We start from the raw sequence: 17828 nt of genomic DNA, 5'->3' as shown, positions 1-17828 counted from the left end.
GCAATATTGCACGGTATGCAACTTTGCGCGTACGGTGGCGACATGACCGAGGGACTGCGCGAACGCAAAAAGGCCGACACTCGCAGGGCGCTCAGCGACGCCGCGCTGCATCTGGTGTTCGAGCGCGGGCTGGACAACGTCACCCGGGAGGCCATCGCGGAGCGCGCCGGGGTGTCCCTGCGTACGTTCAACAACTACTTCGCAGGCAAATACGAGGCGATCGCCTATCGTCAGATCGAGCGAATGCGCCGCAGCCTGACTGCTTTTCGGTCGTGGCCTGCGGGCGAGCCGCTGTGGACGGCGATCACCGAGTCGGTGCTCGAACCCATGCTCGCCGAGATGGGCGAGGACTTCGCGCCGTCGCGCGCGCAACTGGATCAGCTCGTCGAGCTGACCATGGCCAACGAGGTGCGTAATGCGTTGGCCGACAACCTGATGGCCGAATGGGTCCAGGCGATCGCCGAGCGGACCGGGACCGACCCGGTGCGCGACATGTACCCCCGCCTCGTGGCCGCCAGCGTCCGCGCCGTCGCCGAAGCCGCAATGGACACCTACATCGCCGCCGACCCACCCGTTCCGATCGTCGGCCTGATGCGCCGCGGCTTCGCCGATGTGGTCGCGGGCCTTCCCGAACCGAAGAGGACATCGTCATGACCGAGAACCACGAAGTCGTCATCTCCGGCGCCGGGCCCAACGGCCTGATGCTGGCCTGTGAGCTGGCCCTGGCCGGGATCACCCCGGTCGTCCTCGACGCGCTGCCGGCTGCCAGTGACGAGCCCAAGGCCAACGGTCTTGTCGGACAGGTGGTCCGGATGCTCGACATGCGCGGGCTCTATTCGGCGTTCACCGGCCAGGACAGGCCGCAGGCGTTGCCGGGGTGGATGTTCTCCGGGATGCAGCTGGCCTATCCCGACCCGTCCAGCAGCCCGATGTACGCGATGATGATGCCGCAGCCCCGGCTCGTGCGGCTGCTGGAGAAGCGCGCCCGCGACCTCGGCGTGGATTTGCGGTGGGGACACGAATTGACCGGGCTCCAGCCGGACGAGGACGGTGTCGCGCTGAGTGTCGCCACCCCCGACGGTGTCTATGAGCTGAGCGCGGGTTACCTCGTGGGGGCCGACGGTGGCCGCAGTCTGGTGCGCAAGCGCGTCGGCATCGACTTCCCCGGCACCACGTCAGAGACCGTCGCGCGGCTGGCGCAGGTAGAGGTGCCCGACGAGCTTCGAGCACCAGACGGTGGCTTGAACATCCCCGGGGTGGGGCATATCCCGTTCGGGCACAACAGGTTCGACAGAGGTATGGTGCTGGCCGGCAGCCTGCAGCCGGGTGTGCTGCTGGTCGGAACCCGGGAGGAAGGCCGCGCCGACGAGGACGGTCCTCTGACACTCGTCGAATTGCGCGCCAGCCTTCAGCGGATCCTGGGCGTCGATGTGCCGCTGGAGGAGCCGCGCGGTCCTGGCCCGCATGCGAAGCGCCGGATCGACGGCCAGAACACCAGGCAGGCCGAGCATTACCGGGCCGGACGCGTTCTGCTACTCGGCGACGCCGCCCATGTGCACTCGGCGATGGGTGGTCCCGGGCTGAACCTCGGTCTGCAGGACGCGGTGAACCTCGGCTGGAAATTGGCCGCCGATGTCAACGGCTGGGCGCCGCCCGGTCTGCTCGACAGCTATGAAACCGAACGTCATCCGGTGGGCCGGCGGGTCATGATGCATTCGATGGCTCAGAGCGCACTGATGGCGTCGGGCCCCGAAGTGGCCGAGCTACGAACGCTTTTCACCGAGTTGATCGCGATCCCTGAGGTCAGCCAGCACCTGGGGCGGCTGCTCGCCGGCTCGGACGTGCGCTACGACGTCGGCGACGACCACCCGCTGTCCGGCTACCTCGTGCCGGACCTCACCCTTGACGACGGGCGACCGGTGGCGGGCCTGCTGCACAACGCCAGGCCAGTGCTGCTCGAGCTGTGCGGTGGCGCCGCCGCGGCGGCCGCGGAGGGCTGGGCCCACCGCGTCGACATCGTCGAGGCGCAACTCACCGGCGGCCCCGCCGCCCTTCTCATCCGGCCTGACGGCTGTGTGGCTTGGGCCGCAGACGATTTCGAAGCCATCGACGCGAAAGAACTGCAGGCGGCGTTGGGGCGCTGGTTCGGGACGGCCGGCTAAGACCGGTCGCGCCTTCGGGATTTCTCCCGATACATCAGCTGATCCACCCGGTTGAGCAGATCGGACACGCTGTGGTCGTGTTCGCCGGCGCTTGCCAGTCCGATGCTCAGGTCGACGCCAATGGCGTTGATGCGTAATCGAATTCGCTCGACCACAGATGCCGCATGGGTGTCGTCGACGTCGACCAATCCAACGCAGAACTCGTCACCGCCGAGGCGAGCGGCGAAGTCGTCGTCCCGTGTTTCCCCCTGAAGCACTTCGCCGATCGCGATCAACACGCTGTCGCCCGCGGCATGTCCGAACGAGTCGTTGATGGCTTTGAAATCATTGACGTCGAGCACGAGCAGGCTCAGACGTCCTTCGCGTTGACCTACGCGCAGCAGTTCGGCCTCGACACGCTCGATGAAGCCGCGCCGATTCATCACAGATGTCAGGGGGTCGGTCCTGGCCAACAGCTCCAGCTGCCATTGCAGTTCTTTGAGATGAGTGATGTCGTGCGATGTGCTGAGCACGGTGTGGAACGCACCGTCCGGCCTGAATTCGGGCACTACCCGGGTCAGGAAGTGACGGGGCCCGTGCACCGTGGGGAGCACGTCCTCCTGTTCGGCGGGCTCGGCGGTGTCGAATACCTTGTTGACCAACGGTTCCCACACCTCGACCAACTGCTGAGGCAAGCCGATCTCGCGTTTGCTCCTGCCGATGAACTGCTGGGTGGACAGTCCGGTGAAGCGCTCGATCGTCGGATTGATGTACACGTGTCGATGGTTGCGATCAAGTCGCGCAACGATATCGGGCAACGCTTCCACTGTGGTGAAGAACGTGTCGTTGTCGCGCTGGGCGACAGTCGAGAAACGCAGGATCCCCACGCAGAGAGTTGGCGGCTCGTCCAATGCCTGTAGTACGCACTGCCAGTCGGGTAGACCGGCAAGGGGGGTCACCGCAGGTGAGCTGCGAGATGCGGGCCACGCCGCCGGCAACTGCGCCAGCATTCCGGGTTCGTCGAGCAGGCCGGCGTGCGTGTCGACTTCAGCCGTGAACGCGGTTGTGCGGTCCACGATCTCGACCCGTTCCTCGTCACGGCGACAGAGGAAGGCGGGCACATTCGCCGCGGCGAACCATGCGAGCACGTCATCGCTCACGGTGGCCGCCGTGCTTCGACTGGTACATCAATGCGTCGACCCGAGCGAGCAGATCCAGCGCCGTGATGTCCTTGTCGTCGGCGACGGCGACACCCACACTGACACTAACCCCGATCGGTGTGCCGTCCTCGCCCTCGATAGTGCTGATTTGTCGGCGAATCCGATCTGCCGCCGCACGCGCCTCATCGGCACAGGTATCGATCAGTGCGATGCAGAACTCGTCGCCGCCTAGTCGCGCTGCCACGTCGTGGGGACGGGTTTCCGCCGTCAAGATTCGTCCGACGGCCTCCAACACCCGGTCGCCGGCAACGTGTCCGAACCTGTCATTGATCTGCTTGAAGTGATCGAGGTCCAGCATGAGCAGGCTGAGGCCGGCCTGCCCGGCGCGGACGCGACCCAGTTCGACGTCCAGTCGGTCGGTGAAACTGCGGCGGTTCAGCAGCGACGTCAGCGGGTCGGTGCGGGCGAGGTGTTCCAGCTGATGCTGGAGGCGTCTTACTTCGCTGACATCGCGGATCACGGCCAGGATGGCGCTGACCTGTCCGCTGTGGTCGAACTCGGGGGTCGCCCGGCCGAGGTAGTGACATAGACCGGCGGGCCCGGTGTAGTCGAATTCAAACTCCACCGGCGCGCCGGTGTCCACCACTCGTCGGTAGGCCGCCTCGAAATCCGCTGCGAGCTCGGCCGGCGCGACCATTTCGGCCAAGGTCCTGCCGAATCGGGCCTCGGCCGGGACGCCGGTGGCCTCACCCAACGCGGGATTGGCGTACAGACATCGAAACCCGCTCGTATAGCGGGTGACGATGTCAGGCAGGTTCTCTACGATGGTCGAGAACGCATTGTTGGGCATGCGGTGCTCGTGCGGCAGAACCAGAATTGCGAGATGGTCGTCGTCCGCGCCGTCGGTCGACTGTAGGACGCACCGCCAGGTCAAGGTATCGTCCACCACCTCGAACGGTGCGCTTCCGGATACCGTCGGCCACCGCGCATTCAGTTGGGACAGCAGGGTTGGTTCGTCCAGCACACCGCTGAGAGTCTGCATGACGCCGACGAATTCCGGTGTGCGCGAGACCATGACGATCCCGTCCGGGTGACGCCGGCAGTGGAACGCCGCCACCGCAGCGGCGCCCAGCGCTGCCAGCCACTGTTCGGCGGACACCCCCATGTCCACCAACCTTAATCGCCGAGAGTGGCCCGCATGCCCACGGTGATGTAGGGCAACGCCAGTCCGGTCGAGTTCGCCAGTGCCGGATGCGTTGTCAGCAACTCGCGAACCTCATCGAGGGTCTGGGTGCGGACATCCGCCGGTGACGTGATGCAGTAGCTGCGCGACGCCACCAGGTCGATCAGTGCCTGCGGCGTCAGGTAACTCGTCCACTCGACACGGTGATGCTCGACGTCGACGAACGGCTCGGGCACCGTGACGGCGTCGTTGAACTGCGCGTTCTCGTGGCCGATGATGCGTCCGAGGTCCTTGACCCAGCCCATGCGTTCGTCGCGGGCATTCCACACCAATCCGAGCCGCCCGCCCGGCCGCAGCACCCGGGCCACTTCGGCGACGGCTTGCTCAGGGTCGAACCAGTGCCAGGCCTGTGCAACCAGCACCGCATCAACACTGTTGTCCGGCAACGGGATCTGCTCGGCCGTGCCCAGCAGCGCGGGGGTGTCGGGTAGCGCGGAGCTGAGCAATTCCAGCATCTCGGCCAACGGATCGACGGCCACCACATCCAGGCCGCGCTCGACCAGCCGGGTGGTCAGCTTGCCGGTACCGGCACCCAGGTCCAGCACGTCGCGCGCATCGGGTGGCAGCAACCAGTCGATGGCCTCCGGCGGATACGACGGGCGGCCGCGCTCGTAGGCGGCGGCCTCGGACCCGAAGGACAGCGAGCGTTCGCGCTGCGACTCCGTCACGGCGTGCGGCGACTTTTGCCGTCGGCCAGGTCGAGGGTCTGGCGGATGAGCTCGCCCACCGCGTCCGTCTCGACGAGGAAGCCGTCGTGCCCGTAGATCGACTCGACGACGTTGAGCCCCGCACAGTTCGGCAGCAATCCGGCCAGCTCCTGCTGCAGCCGCAGCGGGTAGAGCCGGTCCGAGGTGATCCCGCCGACCACGGTCGGCACCGGGCACGAGCCCAGCGCAGCCGCCACGCCACCGCGTCCGCGCCCGACGTCGTGGTTGGACAGCGTCTCGGTCAGCGTCACGTAGCTGCCCGCATCGAACCGGTTGACCAGCTTGGCGCCCTGGTATTCCAGGTAGCTCTGCACGGCGTACCGGCCGCCGGCCAGCGTGTCCTCGTCGTCCTGGGCGGCATTGCCGAACCGGTTGTCCAGCTCAACCTCACCGCGGTAGGTGAGGTGGGCGAACCGGCGGGCCAGCTGCAGCCCGACGTCGGGGCGGCGGCCGGTGCCGTGATAGTCGCCGCCCTGCCAGTTCGGATCGGCCTTGATCGCTGCGATCTGCGTGCTCTGCGTGCCGATCTGGTCGGCGGTCGCCCGGGCCCCGACGGCCAGCACCAGCGCCGCGCGCACCCGGTCGGGATAGCCGACCATCCATTCCAGCGCCCTGGCGCCGCCCATCGACCCGCCGACCAGCGCCGCGACCTCGGTGATGCCGAGCGCGGCCAACGCGGCCACGTCGGCATTGACCTGGTCCCGCACGGTGATGATGGGGAATCGTGAACCCCAGGGCTTGCCGTCGCGGGCCAGCGAGCTGGGGCCGGTCGAGCCGCGGCAACCGCCCAGGACATTGGTGGCCACCGCGCACCAGCGGGTGGTGTCGATCGGGGCGCCGGGGCCCGCGACACCATCCCACCAGCCGGGGGTGGGGTGCCCCGGCCCGGCAGGCCCGGTCAGATGCGAGTCGCCGGTCAGCGCATGCAGCGCGACCACGACGTTGTCACGGTCCGCGGAGAGCTCGCCCCAGCGCTGCACCGCGATCGACACATGCTCGAGCACCTCGCCGCTTTCCAGCGTCAGCGGGCCGATGTCGACGACGCCGATCTCACCTTCGGCGGGCAGGGTCATCACACGTTCATCCGAGATAGTCATGTCAGGCTCACTCAAAGGGCCGCCACGGCCCGCGGGTCCGAGGCATCCGCCGACACCGACTTGGCGGCGGCGAAGCCGCGCTCCAGGTCGGCCAGGATGTCGTCGATGCCCTCGAGGCCGACGGCAAGTCGGACCAGACCCGGCGTGACGCCGGTGGCCAACTGCTCCTCGGCGGACAGCTGCTGGTGAGTGGTCGACGCCGGATGGATCACCAGCGAACGCACGTCGCCGATGTTGGCGACGTGGCTGTGCAGCGTGAGCGCGTTGACGAACGCCTTACCGGCCTCGACGCCGCCGGCCAGCTCGAAGGCCAATACCGCGCCAGTCCCCTTGGGCGCCAACTTCTTTGCGCGTTCGTACCACGGTGAGGTCGGCAACCCGGCGTAGTTGACCGACACCACGTCGGGGCGCCCGGCCAGGTATTCGGCCACCTTCAGCGCGTTGGACACGTGGCGCTCGATCCGCAGGCTGAGCGTCTCCAGGCCTTGCGCGATCAGGAAGGCGTTGAACGGCGACCCCGCGGAGCCGAGGTCGCGCAGAAGCTGGACGCGCGCCTTGAGTGCATAGGCGGGCGGCCCGAGTTCGGCGAACACCACGCCGTGATAGCTGGGGTCCGGTGTTGTAAAACCAGGGAAGCGCCCGCTTGCGGTCCAGTCGAACTTGCCGCTGTCGACAATCACCCCGGCGATGGCCGTGCCGTGACCGCCGAGGTACTTGGTCGCCGAGTGCACGACGATGTCGGCGCCGTGGGCGATCGGCTGAATCAGATAGGGCGTGGCGATGGTGTTGTCGACGATCAGCGGAACCCCGTTATCGTGCGCCACCCTCGACACCGCCGGAATGTCGAGCACATCTATTTGTGGGTTGGAGATCGTCTCGCCGAAGAAGGCCTTGGTGTTCGGCCGGACAGCCGCCTGCCAGGACTCCGGGTCGTCGGGGTCGGTCACGAACGTCGTTTCGATGCCCAGCTTCGGCAGCGTGTAGTGCAGCAGGTTATAGGTGCCGCCGTACAACCGCGGGCTGGACACGATGTGATCGCCGGCTTCGGCGATGTTCAGGATCGCGAACGTCTCCGCTGCCTGCCCGGAGGACAGGAACAGCGCGGCCACGCCACCTTCGAGGGCGGCGATGCGCTGCTCGACGGTGTCCTGGGTCGGATTCATGATCCGGGTGTAGATGTTGCCCGGCTCGGCCAGCCCGAACAGCGCGGCCGCGTGGTCGGTGTTGTCGAACGTGTACGACGTGGTGGCGTAGATCGGCAGTGCCCGGGCGTGCGTCGCGGCATCTGGGGTTTGGCCGGCGTGGATCTGCTTGGTCTCGAAGGACCACGAAGCAGTCGGATCCTCGGTCGTGGGTGTGCTCATATGAAAAACGGACCTCCATCTGTTCTGGGGGTCCGTTCTGAGCGGACCCGCGCTTGCCGTGCAGCTACCTGCAGCTGCTCAACCTGGTCTTCACCCGGAGCACCCCACCGCGGTTGGAGGGTTGCCGGCCAGCGAGCCGGGGCTTGACGCTGGCGCTCATGACCGAGTCAAAGCATAGCGGACCTTCGTAACAGGAGGCCAGCGGGATATCGGGCGCCGCTGGGTACGACTGTGACGCAGACCTCTCAACAGATACGACGACGGCGGTCACGTAGGTTCAGAAGCGACGCGATACTGATAGCCGCCACCGCACCTGACTGACCGCCCGGGAGACAACAGCAATGAGCGCCGAGAACCCGACCATCATCTACACGCTGACTGATGAGGCGCCGCTGCTGGCGACGTATGCGTTCCTGCCGGTGTTGCGCACGTTCGTCGAGGCGGCCGGCATCGACGTCAAGACCAGCGACATCTCGGTGGCCGCGCGCATCCTCGCCGAGTTCAGCGACCGGCTGACCGACGAGCAGAAGGTGCCCGACAACCTGGCCGAACTCGGCGAGCTGACCCAGGACCCGAGCGCCAACATCATCAAGCTGCCCAACATCAGCGCTTCGGTACCGCAGCTGATCGCCGCCATCAAGGAACTCAAGTCCAAGGGCTACGACCTTCCCGACTTTCCGGGCGATCCGAAGACCGACGAGGAAAAAGAGATCCGCCAGCGCTACGGCAAGATCCTCGGGAGCGCGGTGAATCCGGTTCTGCGCGAAGGTAACTCAGACCGTCGCGCGCCCAAGGCAGTCAAGGAATACGCCAAGAAGCACCCGCACAGCATGGGTCAGTGGTCGCAGGCGTCCCGTACCCACGTGGCGACCATGAAGACCGGCGACTTCTACCACGGTGAGAAGTCGATGACGCTGGACAAGGACCGCACCGTGAAGATGGTGCTGACGCCCAAGACTGGCGACCCGATCGTGCTCAAGCCCGAGGTGAAGCTCGACAACGGCGACGTCATCGACAGCATGTTCATGAGCAAGAAGGCGCTGATCGACTTCTACGAGAAGGAGATCGAGGACGCCTACAAAACGGGCGTGATGTTCTCGCTGCACGTCAAGGCCACCATGATGAAGGTCTCGCACCCGATTGTGTTCGGCCACGCGGTGAAGGTCTTCTACAAGGACGCTTTCGCCAAGCACGGCAAGCTGTTCGACGAGCTCGGCGTCAACGTCAACAATGGGCTCTCCGACCTCTACGACAAGATCGAATCGCTGCCGGCCTCGCAGCGCGAAGAGATCATCGAAGACCTGCACAAGTGCCATGAGCACCGCCCGGAGCTGGCGATGGTCGACTCGGCCAAGGGCATCTCGAACTTCCACTCGCCGTCCGACGTGATCGTCGACGCCTCGATGCCCGCCATGATCCGGCTCGGCGGCAAGATGTACGGCGCCGATGGCCGCACCAAGGACACCAAGGCCGTCAACCCGGAGTCGACGTTCTCCCGGATGTACCAGGAGATGATCAACTTCTGTAAGACCCACGGTCAGTTCGATCCGACCACGATGGGCACAGTTCCCAACGTCGGTCTGATGGCGCAGAAGGCCGAGGAGTACGGCAGCCACGACAAGACCTTCGAGATCCCGGTCGACGGCGTCGCCGACATCGTCGACGTCGACACCGGCGAGGTGCTGCTGTCCTGGGACGTCGAAGAGGGCGACATCTGGCGCATGCCGATCGTGAAGGACGCGCCCATCCGGGACTGGGTCAAGCTGGCCGTCAACCGGGCCCGGCTGTCCGGCATGACGACGGTGTTCTGGCTCGACGACGAACGCCCGCACGAGAACGAGCTGCGCAAGAAGGTGAAGGCCTACCTCAAGGAGGAGGACACCGAGGGCCTCGACATCACCATCCTGCCGCAGGTGTGGGCCATGCGGTACACCCTCGAGCGGGTGATCCGCGGCCAGGACACCATCGCCGCCACCGGCAACATCCTGCGCGACTACCTCACCGACCTGTTCCCGATCCTGGAGCTGGGCACCAGCGCCAAAATGCTGTCGATCGTGCCGTTGATGGCCGGCGGCGGGCTGTACGAGACCGGTGCCGGTGGGTCGGCCCCCAAGCACGTCAGCCAGCTGGTCGAGGAGAACCACCTGCGCTGGGATTCGCTCGGCGAGTTCCTGGCGATCGGCGCCAGCCTGGAGGATCTTGGCAACAAGACCGACAACGCCAAAGCCAAGGTGCTGGCGACCACGCTGGACACGGCGGTCGGAAAGTTGTTGGACGCCAACAAGAATCCGTCGCGCAAGGCAGGCGAGCTGGACAACCGCGGTAGCCAGTTCTACCTCGCGCTGTACTGGGCGCAGGCACTGGCCGAGCAGACCGAGGACAAGGATCTGGCCGAGCATTTCGCGCCGCTCGCCACGACCCTCGCCGAGAACGAAGACGCCATCGTCGCCGAACTGGCCGAGGTGCAGGGGCAGGCCGTTGATATCGGCGGCTACTACTACCCGGACCGGGAGAAGACCGCCTCGGTGATGCGGCCGAGCAAGACCTTCAACGAGGCGCTCAGCTAGCTCATCCCGCGGGATTGACCTGCCGCACCGGCGGCATGTGGGCGTCGACCCACTCGGTGATCAGGTTCGTGACGCGGTCCGGCGCCTCGAACATCGGGATGTGCCCGACGCCGTCGAGGTGGGTCACCTTGGTGATCTCCGGGATGTTCTTGTGGAAGTGCTTGGTGAACCGGGGATGTGGCAGCACCCGGTCACGTTCGCAGACCACCAGGTGCGTCGGGACCGACAGTTCGGTCAGCTCCATCAGTCCCGGCATCAGCAACGCCTTGATCAGCAGCTGGTAGTAGGCCGGGCAGTGGGTGACGTCGTCGAGGATCTCCTGCAGCTGCACTTCGGTGACGCCCCGCGGGGTGGCGCTGATCGGCACTGTGGCGGCGGCTTTGACGCCGGGTAGCCGCAGCGCGCGCTCGCCCAGCAGTCGGGCGGTCACCCACACCGGCAGACCGGCGACGAACTTGCCGACGATCTCGTATTTCACCGGTGACCAGCGGTGCCAGCCGCCGGCCGGGGCGATCCCGGTCAGCGTCCTGGCCCGGCCACGTCGTTCGAGTTCGAAGGCCACCCAGCCGCCCAGCGAGTTGCCGACGACGTGGGCGGTGTCCCAGCCCATCTCGTCGAGCTGGCGCTCGACGTGGTCGGCGAGGGTGGAGGAATCCAGGATCAACGACCGGCTGCGCGGGCCACCGTTGTGACCGGCCATCGACGGTGCGAACACCTCGAAGCGGCCGGTATCGGCCAGCCGGGGCGCAACCTCGGACCAGACGTAGGAGGACATCATGAACGGGTGCAGGAGAAGGATCGGTTCGCCGGCACCTAGGTGGATTGATTCGCGGGTCGCCACAACCAGACCGTAAAGGTGATACCGCCGGTACCGCAAGATAGGTTCTCTCCCGTGATCGTGACCACCATCAATGTCAACGGCGTCCGCGCCGCGGTGCGGCAGCGTTCGGCCGAGAACCTCGGTCTGCTGGCCTGGCTGTCACAGACCGCGTCCGACGTGGTGTGCCTTCAGGAGACCCGCTCCGACGACGAGCAGATCGCCGAGGCGCTTGCCCCGGCGGTGGCCGACGGCTGGCATCTGGCCTCGGCCAGCCCGCATCTCAAGGGCCGCAGCGGGGTGGCGATCCTGTCCCGCACCCCGTTTGCAGCGGTCCGGATCGGCTTGGCGGCAACCGAATTCGAGTTACACGGCCGATACGTCGAGGCGGATCTGGCCGGCGGCGAGACGGTCGCCAGCGTGTACGTGCACACCGGCGAAGCCGGCACGGACCGCCAGCTGGAGAAGGAACGTTTCATGGCCGCGCTGGCCAAGCGGATGGCGGAGCTGACCGCGGACGGGCGCGACGCGGTGATCTGCGGCGACTGGAACATCGCCCACACCGAGAACGACATCAAGGCCTGGAAGGCCAACGTCAAGAAGGCAGGCTTCTTGCCCGGCGAGCGGCAGTGGCTCACCGACCTGCTGGACGCCGGCTGGGTCGACGTGATGCGGCGCCTGCACCCCGATGTCGCCGGGCCGTACAGCTGGTGGTCGTGGCGCGGTAAGGCTTTCGACAACGATGCGGGCTGGCGCATCGACTACCACCTGGCCAGTGAGAGCCTGGCGGCGCGCACGGTGACGGCGCGGGTCGAAAAGCCCGCCGCCTACGCGCTTCGGTGGTCCGATCATGCGCCGGTGACCGTCGAATTCGCCTGAGCCCACAAGAATGGGCCGGTCGCCTCGGGGGGATGAGGCAACCGGCCCATGGGCTTGCTGGTCTAGTAGCTTCCGTTGATCCAGGCGCCCCACGGGACGTACGTCGTGGCGGGGGTGGCATAGGTGGTCGGGGCGTAGAAGTTGCCGGTCGAGGAGCTGTCGGTGTATGGGGAGTAGTCGTTCAGCGTGGTCGTCGCGTTGGCCGGTCCGGCGAAGGTGAGGGCGGCACCACCGATGACGGCAGCGGCGAGGGCGGGGGCTGCGATGAGGGCCTTGATGCGGTTCGTGGTCATGACTCAAATCATTCGCGCTCAACCCGCTCGGGTCGATCGGCTGACCAGCCCGTTTTCGTGTCCACCGATCGGGGGACAGGATCGCCGTCAGCACCCCTGCCGGTCGGGTCCGTCGAGTGCGGTGGCTGCGCCGGCGATCGCTTCGGTCACCGTATCGAGCACGCGCGGGTCCCAGGTCAGCGCGGTATCGCGGGGCAGTTGGGCGATCATCGACACGTAGTCGCTATGGGTGTCGTCGACGACGCGGCACCGCCGGTGCGGTAACACGGCGGCGTCGATGTCGCGGCCCAGTGCGCTGCGCAACTCCACCACCCCGTCATTCGGCCACACCGCCGGCGGGCCGCCGGCGCGGTCGAATCGATCGCCCCCGATCAGTGTGACGGGAACCGTGTCCAGGACGCCCGCCTGAAAGGTGTTCCAGCCCTTGGGTCCCATGAGATACGACTGTCCGAGCTCACGTGCCGAACCGGAAACATGAACGGCCGCGATATCTCTGGCATAGCCATTCATCTGGCTTTCGCAGAACTGGTCGCCTGCACAGTCGCCGCTAGTGACCGTGCCCTCGACGAAGTTCGCCAGATAGGATCCCTGCCAGGGTGTTCCGATTGTCGTCAAGGAACGGACCGTCACCGCTGACTGCCCGGCCTTCAGGGTGCGGATCGCCGCCCGGGCGAACAATCCGCCCATCGAATGGCCCACCAGATCCACCTCGTCGATCTGTTTCTCGGTGTGCAGCCAGTCGATGAACCGGGCCAGGTGCTCGCCCGCGAGGTCGATGCTGCCGGTGCTGTCCAGGGTCATCGACGCGGGCAGCGGCGCGGGGCAGGAGGCGAACGCCCCGTAGCCGGTTGTGTCGTGCACCTGACCTGAGCCGACCATCGCCGGCGCGGTGAATACCGAATATCCCTTCCCCAGAAGGTGTTCCCGCAACGACGTGTGGTCGGTGCCGGCGGGCAGACCTATCGCGCACGCGGCGTCCGGCGCGGTGTAGGGCGCGGTGCTGGCCAGGCCGGAGACAAGCACCACCGCCCGGGCCGGCGGGCGGGTGTCGCCCCCGCTGGGGGAGCAACCCGCCAGCAGCACCGCCGCCGCCAGCGCCAGGATGCGGCGCACTAGGTCGGGCAGCCTTCGCGGTTGGGGCGACCGAGCGCCTTGGGTGCGTCGTCGATGGCCTTGTGCACGATCTCGAGTACCTGCGGGTCCCACGTCAGCGCCGTCTTCTGTTCCAGCCCAGCCAGATTGGAGACGAAAATGCTGTGGGTGTCGTCGAAAGTCGAACACCGCCGATGCGGCAGTACCGGGTCGCCGATGTCGCGGGCCAGCGCACTCTGCAGCGCCACGATGCCGTCATTGGGCCACACCGCCGGATTGACCGGGCCGTCCTTTGTGAACTTCTTGCCGCCGATCAGCACCACCGGGATCTTGTCGAGCACCCCGGACTGGTATTCGTTCCAGCCGTTCTTACCCATCAGAAACGCTTGATTGACCTCACGGCCGGAGCCCGCCATCAGCCGCTTCACCTCGTCGGACATGCCTTTCATCGAGGTCTCGCAGAAGGTGTCGCCCTTGCAATCGCTCAGCGGGACCAGCCCGTTGGCGAAATCGGACAGGTAGGAACCCTGCCACGGTGTCCCGATAGTGGTCAGCGACCGCACCTTCAGCGGCGAGTTCGTCGACGCGAGTACCCGGATCGCGGCGCGTGAGTACAGCCCGCCCATCGAATGACCGACGAAGTCGACCTCGGTGACGCCCTTGTCGGTGTGCAGCCAGTTGAGGAACCGGGCCAGGTGTTCGCCCGCGGTGTCGATGCTGCCCGTCGAGTCGACGGTCATGTTCTCCGGCAAGGTGATCGGGCAAACCCCGAACGATCCGAATCCCGTCTGGTCGACCACCTGGCCGCGGCCCGCCATCGCGGGGGAGGTGTACACGGTGTAGCCCTTGCCGAGAAGATACTCGCGCAGCGCGGTGTCGGTGTTGCCGGCGGCCAGCCCGGTCTTGCAGGCCTGCTCCGGGCCGGTGAACGGCGTCGTCGCATCCCCGCCGGACACGATCACCACCGCCGTCGACGCCGGGCGCTTCTCGTCACCCCGGTCGCTGCCGCACCCGGCCAGCGCGCAGATCATCGTCACCATGGCGGCCAGCGCCAGTCTTCCTCCCACGAAGCAGGATGCTAATGCCAGTCGGTCGTCGGGGCGGCGCCTCGTGACAGGATTGACGCACCATGAACAGCTCATCTCGTCGCGTCGTTTTCTCCGGCGTCCAGCCGACCTCAGACTCGCTGCACCTGGGCAATGCCCTCGGCGCGATCAAGCAGTGGGTCGGGCTGCAGGACGACTACGACGCGTTCTTCTGCGTGGTGGACCTGCATGCGATCACCGTGCCGCAGGACCCCGCCACGCTGCGCCACCGCACCCTGGTGACCGCCGCCCAGTACCTGGCGCTCGGAATCGACCCGGATCGCGCGACGATCTTCGTGCAGAGCCACGTGCCCGCCCATACCGAGCTGGCCTGGGCGCTGGGCTGCTTCACCGGGTTCGGCCAGGCCTCGAGAATGACGCAGTTCAAGGACAAGTCGCAGAAGCAGGGCGCGGAGGCGACGACGGTAGGCCTGTTCACCTATCCGGTGCTGATGGCCGCCGACGTGCTGCTCTACGACACCGATCTGGTGCCGGTCGGTGAGGATCAGCGCCAGCACCTGGAACTGGCCCGTGACGTCGCCCAGCGGTTCAACGCGCGCTTCCCCGACACCTTCGTCATCCCTGAACCGATGATCGCCAAGGCCACCGCCAAGATCTATGACCTGGCCGAGCCGACCGCCAAGATGAGCAAGTCCGCGGCCACCGAGGCTGGGTTGATCAGCCTGCTCGACGATCCGACGGTGACGGCGAAGAAGATCCGCTCGGCCGTCACCGACAGCGAGCGGGAGATCCGCTACGACGTCGACGCCAAGCCCGGGGTGTCCAACCTCCTGTCGATCCAGTCGGCGGTCACCGGCACCGACATCGACACCTTGGTCGCCGGTTACTCTGGCCGCGGCTACGGCGACCTGAAAAAGGACACCGCCGACGCCGTCGTCTCCTACGTCACCCCGCTGCAGCAGCGCGTCCACGAGCTCCTCGCCGACCAGGGCGAACTGCAGGCGATCCTGGCCAAGGGAGCCGACCGGGCCCGCGAGGTGTCTGCGAAGACCATCGCACGGGTATACGACCGGTTAGGGTTTCTGCCGACGAGTTCGTAGACATCACAAGGGGCTGGGCATGTCAGAACCGGCCGAACCGGGTCGCCTCGACCGGCTGCGGGCCCGCTATCACTGGATCGACCACACGATCCGGGCGGGGACGCGCTATCAGAAGGTCAAGGGCGACTTCTACGCCGCGGGCATCACCTACTTCACGATCTTCGCGCTGTTCCCTCTGCTGATGGTCGGCTTCGCAGCGGGCGGTTTCGTGTTGGCCAGCCGGCCGCACCTGCTCGCCGACATCGAAAACCGGATCAGGACAACAGTTTCCGGCGACTTCGGCCAGCAGCTGATCGGTCTGATCGACTCGGCGATCAACTCCCGTACATCGGTGGGTGTGATCGGCCTGGCCACCGCGGCGTGGGCGGGGCTGGGCTGGATCGCGAATCTGCGTGAGGCGCTGAGCCAGATGTGGGATCAGCGCGTCGAGGAACAGAACTTCCTGCGCACCAAGCTGTCCGATCTGACGGTGCTGCTGTCGGTCTTCGTCGCGATCATCGTGACCGTCGCGCTGACCGCGCTGGCGGATCCGTCGCTGATGACGAGGGTGCTGGAGTGGTTCGGTGTGCCGCACATGGCCGGCCTCGGCGGCGCGCTGCGCGTCGTCTCGCTGGTGATGTCGTGGGCGGTGTCGTGGCTGTTGTTCAGCTGGATGATCGCGCGGTTGCCGCGGGAGTCGGTGAGCTTCCGCAGCAGTGTGCGCGCCGGGCTGATGGCCGCGGTGGCGTTCGAGATCTTCAAGCTGGTCGGGTCGATCTATCTGCGGTCGGTGGTGCACGGTCCGGCCGGTGCGACGTTCGGGCCGGTGCTGGGCCTGATGGTGTTCGCCTACATCACCGCGCGGCTGGTGCTGTTCGCCACCGCGTGGGCCGCGACGTCGAAGGACAACCTGCGCCCCGACCCGGTTCCGGCGCCCGGCCCGGCGGTCATCTCGCCGCGGGTGGGCCCGGACGAAGGTCTGAGCACCCGGCAGACGGTCGCCGCGGTCGCGGTGGGTGCGGTTGGTGCACTGGGTGTTTCGCGGCTGTGGCGCAGAGGGCGCGACTAGCGCCTGTCACCGTCCGCGCACGGGGCGGCGGTTGATCGCACGCGCCATCATGATCAGCGCGAACACCACCAGCGTGCCGACCACCCCGACGCCGACCCGCACCGGCGCCGCGTCGGCCTCGGGGAGCAGCTGGGTGCCACTGGCTTTGACCGCGGCGGCTTCATCCGGCTTGGGCGGCAGCAGCGACGGATCCGGGTCGATCAGGTTCCCGACCCGGGTCCCGGGCGGGGTGGCGAAGCCGTAGTCGAGCAGGTGCGCGGCCTGCTGCCACGGCGGGATCGGCTGCCGGGTGCCGCGCATCAGCACCGCCACCAGTCGGCGGCCGTCGCGGTTGGCGGCGCCCACGAACGTCTGCCCGGCGTCGTCGGTGTAACCCGTCTTGCCGCCGAGCGCGCCCGGGTAGTTGTAGAGCAGCTGGTTGTCGTTCTCCAGTTCATAGCCCGGATGATCGCCGTCCTCACCCGGCTTGGCGGGATGGCCGGGGAAGTTGTACTTCTCGGTGGCGACGATGTTCGCGAAAGTCGGGTTCTCCCAGGCGTAGCGGTAGAACAGCCCGATGTCGTAGGCCGACGTGCTCATGCCCGGCCCGTCCAGACCGGACGGTGTCGCCGCGCGGGTGTCCTGACCGCCGAGCTTGCGGGCGAGGGTGTTGATCTTCTGCAGCGCGGTGTCCCAGCCACCGACCTGCATGGCCAGCGCGTGCGCGGCGTCGTTGCCCGAATGCATCAGCAGGCCGTGCAGCAGATCGTTGACGGTGTACTTGCCGCCTTCATCCACGCCGACCCGGGTACCCTCGGCATTGGCGTCGTCCTGAGTGCCCTCGACCATCTTGTTCAGCGGCAGTTCGTTCATGGACTGCATCGCGATCAGCACCTTGATGATGCTGGCGGGCCGGTGCCGGGCATGGGGATCGCGCGCCGCGATGATGTCGCCGGTGTCGAGGTCGGCCACCACCCACGATTCGGCCGAGATGTCGTCGGGGACCGGCGGTGTGCCCGCCGCGACGATCACGCCGCAGCCCGCCAGCGCGTCACCGCCCACCGGCTTGGCCGGAACGGGCAAAGGCTGCGGCGGGTCGCCCGCCTGCGGCACCTCCGAGGAGTCGACGGCCGGCGGGGTGGTCACCCGGTAGGGGCAGGTGTTGGGGTCCGGGTCGGCCCACGCGGTCGCCGAGGTGCCGACGACGCACAGCGCCGCGGCCACCGCGGCAGCACCCCGCGTGAAGATTCTCGAGCTCGCCATCGAGTCGCAGAGTAGGGGATCGGGGCCCCGAA

General features: G+C 67.0%; 16 protein-coding genes and 1 riboswitch. Of the genes, 6 read left to right on the top strand and 10 right to left on the bottom strand.

Annotated elements, in window-relative coordinates; genetic code table 11:
- Window positions 1-42: 42 nt before the first annotated feature.
- Both Y900_RS06965 and Y900_RS06960 read left to right on the top strand, forming a co-directional pair.
- Window positions 43-654: a TetR/AcrR family transcriptional regulator gene (locus Y900_RS06965; RefSeq protein WP_036340548.1), complete on the top strand. Its 612-nt coding sequence runs from the start codon at window positions 43-45 to the stop codon at window positions 652-654.
- Window positions 651-2162, top strand: a complete 1512-nt coding sequence (locus Y900_RS06960) for an FAD-dependent monooxygenase (RefSeq protein ID WP_036340545.1) — start codon at window positions 651-653, stop codon at window positions 2160-2162. The genes Y900_RS06965 and Y900_RS06960 overlap by 4 nt, the downstream gene beginning before the upstream one ends.
- On the opposite strand, the gene Y900_RS06955 is transcribed toward Y900_RS06960, so the two are convergent.
- The 5 genes from Y900_RS06955 to Y900_RS06935 are packed head-to-tail and all read right to left on the bottom strand — an operon-like array spanning window position 2159 to window position 7712.
- Window positions 2159-3301 (bottom strand): GGDEF domain-containing protein, encoded by a 1143-nt coding sequence (locus Y900_RS06955; protein ID WP_036340542.1) that lies wholly within the window; start codon window positions 3299-3301, stop codon window positions 2159-2161. The two genes, Y900_RS06960 and Y900_RS06955, sit on opposite strands and share 4 nt — an antisense overlap.
- Window positions 3291-4466, bottom strand: a complete 1176-nt coding sequence (locus Y900_RS30190; protein WP_051659931.1) for a sensor domain-containing diguanylate cyclase — start codon at window positions 4464-4466, stop codon at window positions 3291-3293. Before Y900_RS30190 ends, Y900_RS06955 begins: the two co-directional genes overlap by 11 nt.
- Window positions 4467-4477: 11 nt before the next feature.
- Window positions 4478-5212 carry a class I SAM-dependent methyltransferase gene (locus tag Y900_RS06945; RefSeq protein ID WP_036340539.1) on the bottom strand — a complete coding sequence of 245 codons (735 nt, stop codon included), beginning with the start codon at window positions 5210-5212 and terminating at the stop codon, window positions 4478-4480.
- Complete coding sequence (metX, locus tag Y900_RS06940) at window positions 5209-6348, bottom strand: homoserine O-acetyltransferase MetX (protein WP_036340536.1); 1140 nt, start codon at window positions 6346-6348, stop codon at window positions 5209-5211. Before metX ends, Y900_RS06945 begins: the two co-directional genes overlap by 4 nt.
- An 11-nt stretch (window positions 6349-6359) precedes the next feature.
- On the bottom strand, window positions 6360-7712 hold the full coding sequence (locus Y900_RS06935) for a bifunctional o-acetylhomoserine/o-acetylserine sulfhydrylase (protein WP_051659930.1): 1353 nt from the start codon (window positions 7710-7712) through the stop codon (window positions 6360-6362).
- Window positions 7713-7756: 44 nt separating this feature from the next.
- Window positions 7757-7876, bottom strand: a riboswitch (SAM riboswitch).
- A gap of 177 nt (window positions 7877-8053) precedes the next feature.
- On the opposite strand from Y900_RS06935, the gene Y900_RS06930 reads away from it, so the two are divergent.
- Window positions 8054-10279, top strand: coding sequence for an NADP-dependent isocitrate dehydrogenase (locus tag Y900_RS06930; RefSeq protein ID WP_036340533.1), 2226 nt, complete (start codon window positions 8054-8056; stop codon window positions 10277-10279).
- 1 nt (window position 10280) lies between these two features.
- Here the strand turns inward: Y900_RS06930 and Y900_RS06925 are convergent, their stop codons facing one another.
- Window positions 10281-11120, bottom strand: coding sequence for an epoxide hydrolase EphH (locus tag Y900_RS06925; protein WP_036346057.1), 840 nt, complete (start codon window positions 11118-11120; stop codon window positions 10281-10283).
- A 51-nt stretch (window positions 11121-11171) separates the two neighbouring features.
- Between Y900_RS06925 and Y900_RS06920 the strand changes: the two genes are divergently transcribed.
- Window positions 11172-11975: an exodeoxyribonuclease III gene (locus tag Y900_RS06920; RefSeq protein ID WP_036340530.1), complete on the top strand. Its 804-nt coding sequence runs from the start codon at window positions 11172-11174 to the stop codon at window positions 11973-11975.
- A 62-nt stretch (window positions 11976-12037) separates the two neighbouring features.
- On the opposite strand, the gene Y900_RS06915 is transcribed toward Y900_RS06920, so the two are convergent.
- From Y900_RS06915 to Y900_RS06905, 3 genes are all read right to left on the bottom strand, one after another.
- Complete coding sequence (locus tag Y900_RS06915) at window positions 12038-12268, bottom strand: hypothetical protein (protein ID WP_036340527.1); 231 nt, start codon at window positions 12266-12268, stop codon at window positions 12038-12040.
- An 87-nt stretch (window positions 12269-12355) separates the two neighbouring features.
- On the bottom strand, window positions 12356-13381 hold the full coding sequence (locus Y900_RS06910) for a PGAP1-like alpha/beta domain-containing protein (protein WP_036340525.1): 1026 nt from the start codon (window positions 13379-13381) through the stop codon (window positions 12356-12358).
- The gene (locus Y900_RS06905) at window positions 13381-14427 is read right to left on the bottom strand and encodes an alpha/beta hydrolase (protein ID WP_420329743.1); all 1047 of its coding nucleotides are present in this window, start codon (window positions 14425-14427) and stop codon (window positions 13381-13383) included. Before Y900_RS06905 ends, Y900_RS06910 begins: the two co-directional genes overlap by 1 nt.
- A gap of 62 nt (window positions 14428-14489) precedes the next feature.
- Here Y900_RS06905 and trpS point away from each other — a divergent pair, with 62 nt between their 5' ends.
- The gene (trpS, locus tag Y900_RS06900) at window positions 14490-15506 is read left to right on the top strand and encodes a tryptophan--tRNA ligase (RefSeq protein ID WP_036340522.1); all 1017 of its coding nucleotides are present in this window, start codon (window positions 14490-14492) and stop codon (window positions 15504-15506) included.
- A gap of 19 nt (window positions 15507-15525) precedes the next feature.
- Window positions 15526-16554, top strand: coding sequence for an inner membrane protein YhjD (gene yhjD, locus Y900_RS06895; protein WP_036340519.1), 1029 nt, complete (start codon window positions 15526-15528; stop codon window positions 16552-16554).
- A gap of 6 nt (window positions 16555-16560) precedes the next feature.
- On the opposite strand, the gene Y900_RS06890 is transcribed toward yhjD, so the two are convergent.
- Entirely contained in the window at window positions 16561-17796 is a 1236-nt protein-coding gene (locus tag Y900_RS06890) for a D-alanyl-D-alanine carboxypeptidase family protein (RefSeq protein WP_036340517.1), read from the bottom strand.
- Window positions 17797-17828: the final 32 nt, after the last annotated feature.

This window comes from Mycolicibacterium aromaticivorans JS19b1 = JCM 16368 (assembly GCF_000559085.1).
GTDB lineage: Bacteria > Actinomycetota > Actinomycetes > Mycobacteriales > Mycobacteriaceae > Mycobacterium > Mycobacterium aromaticivorans.
This window is presented reverse-complemented; position numbering and strand designations above follow the sequence as displayed.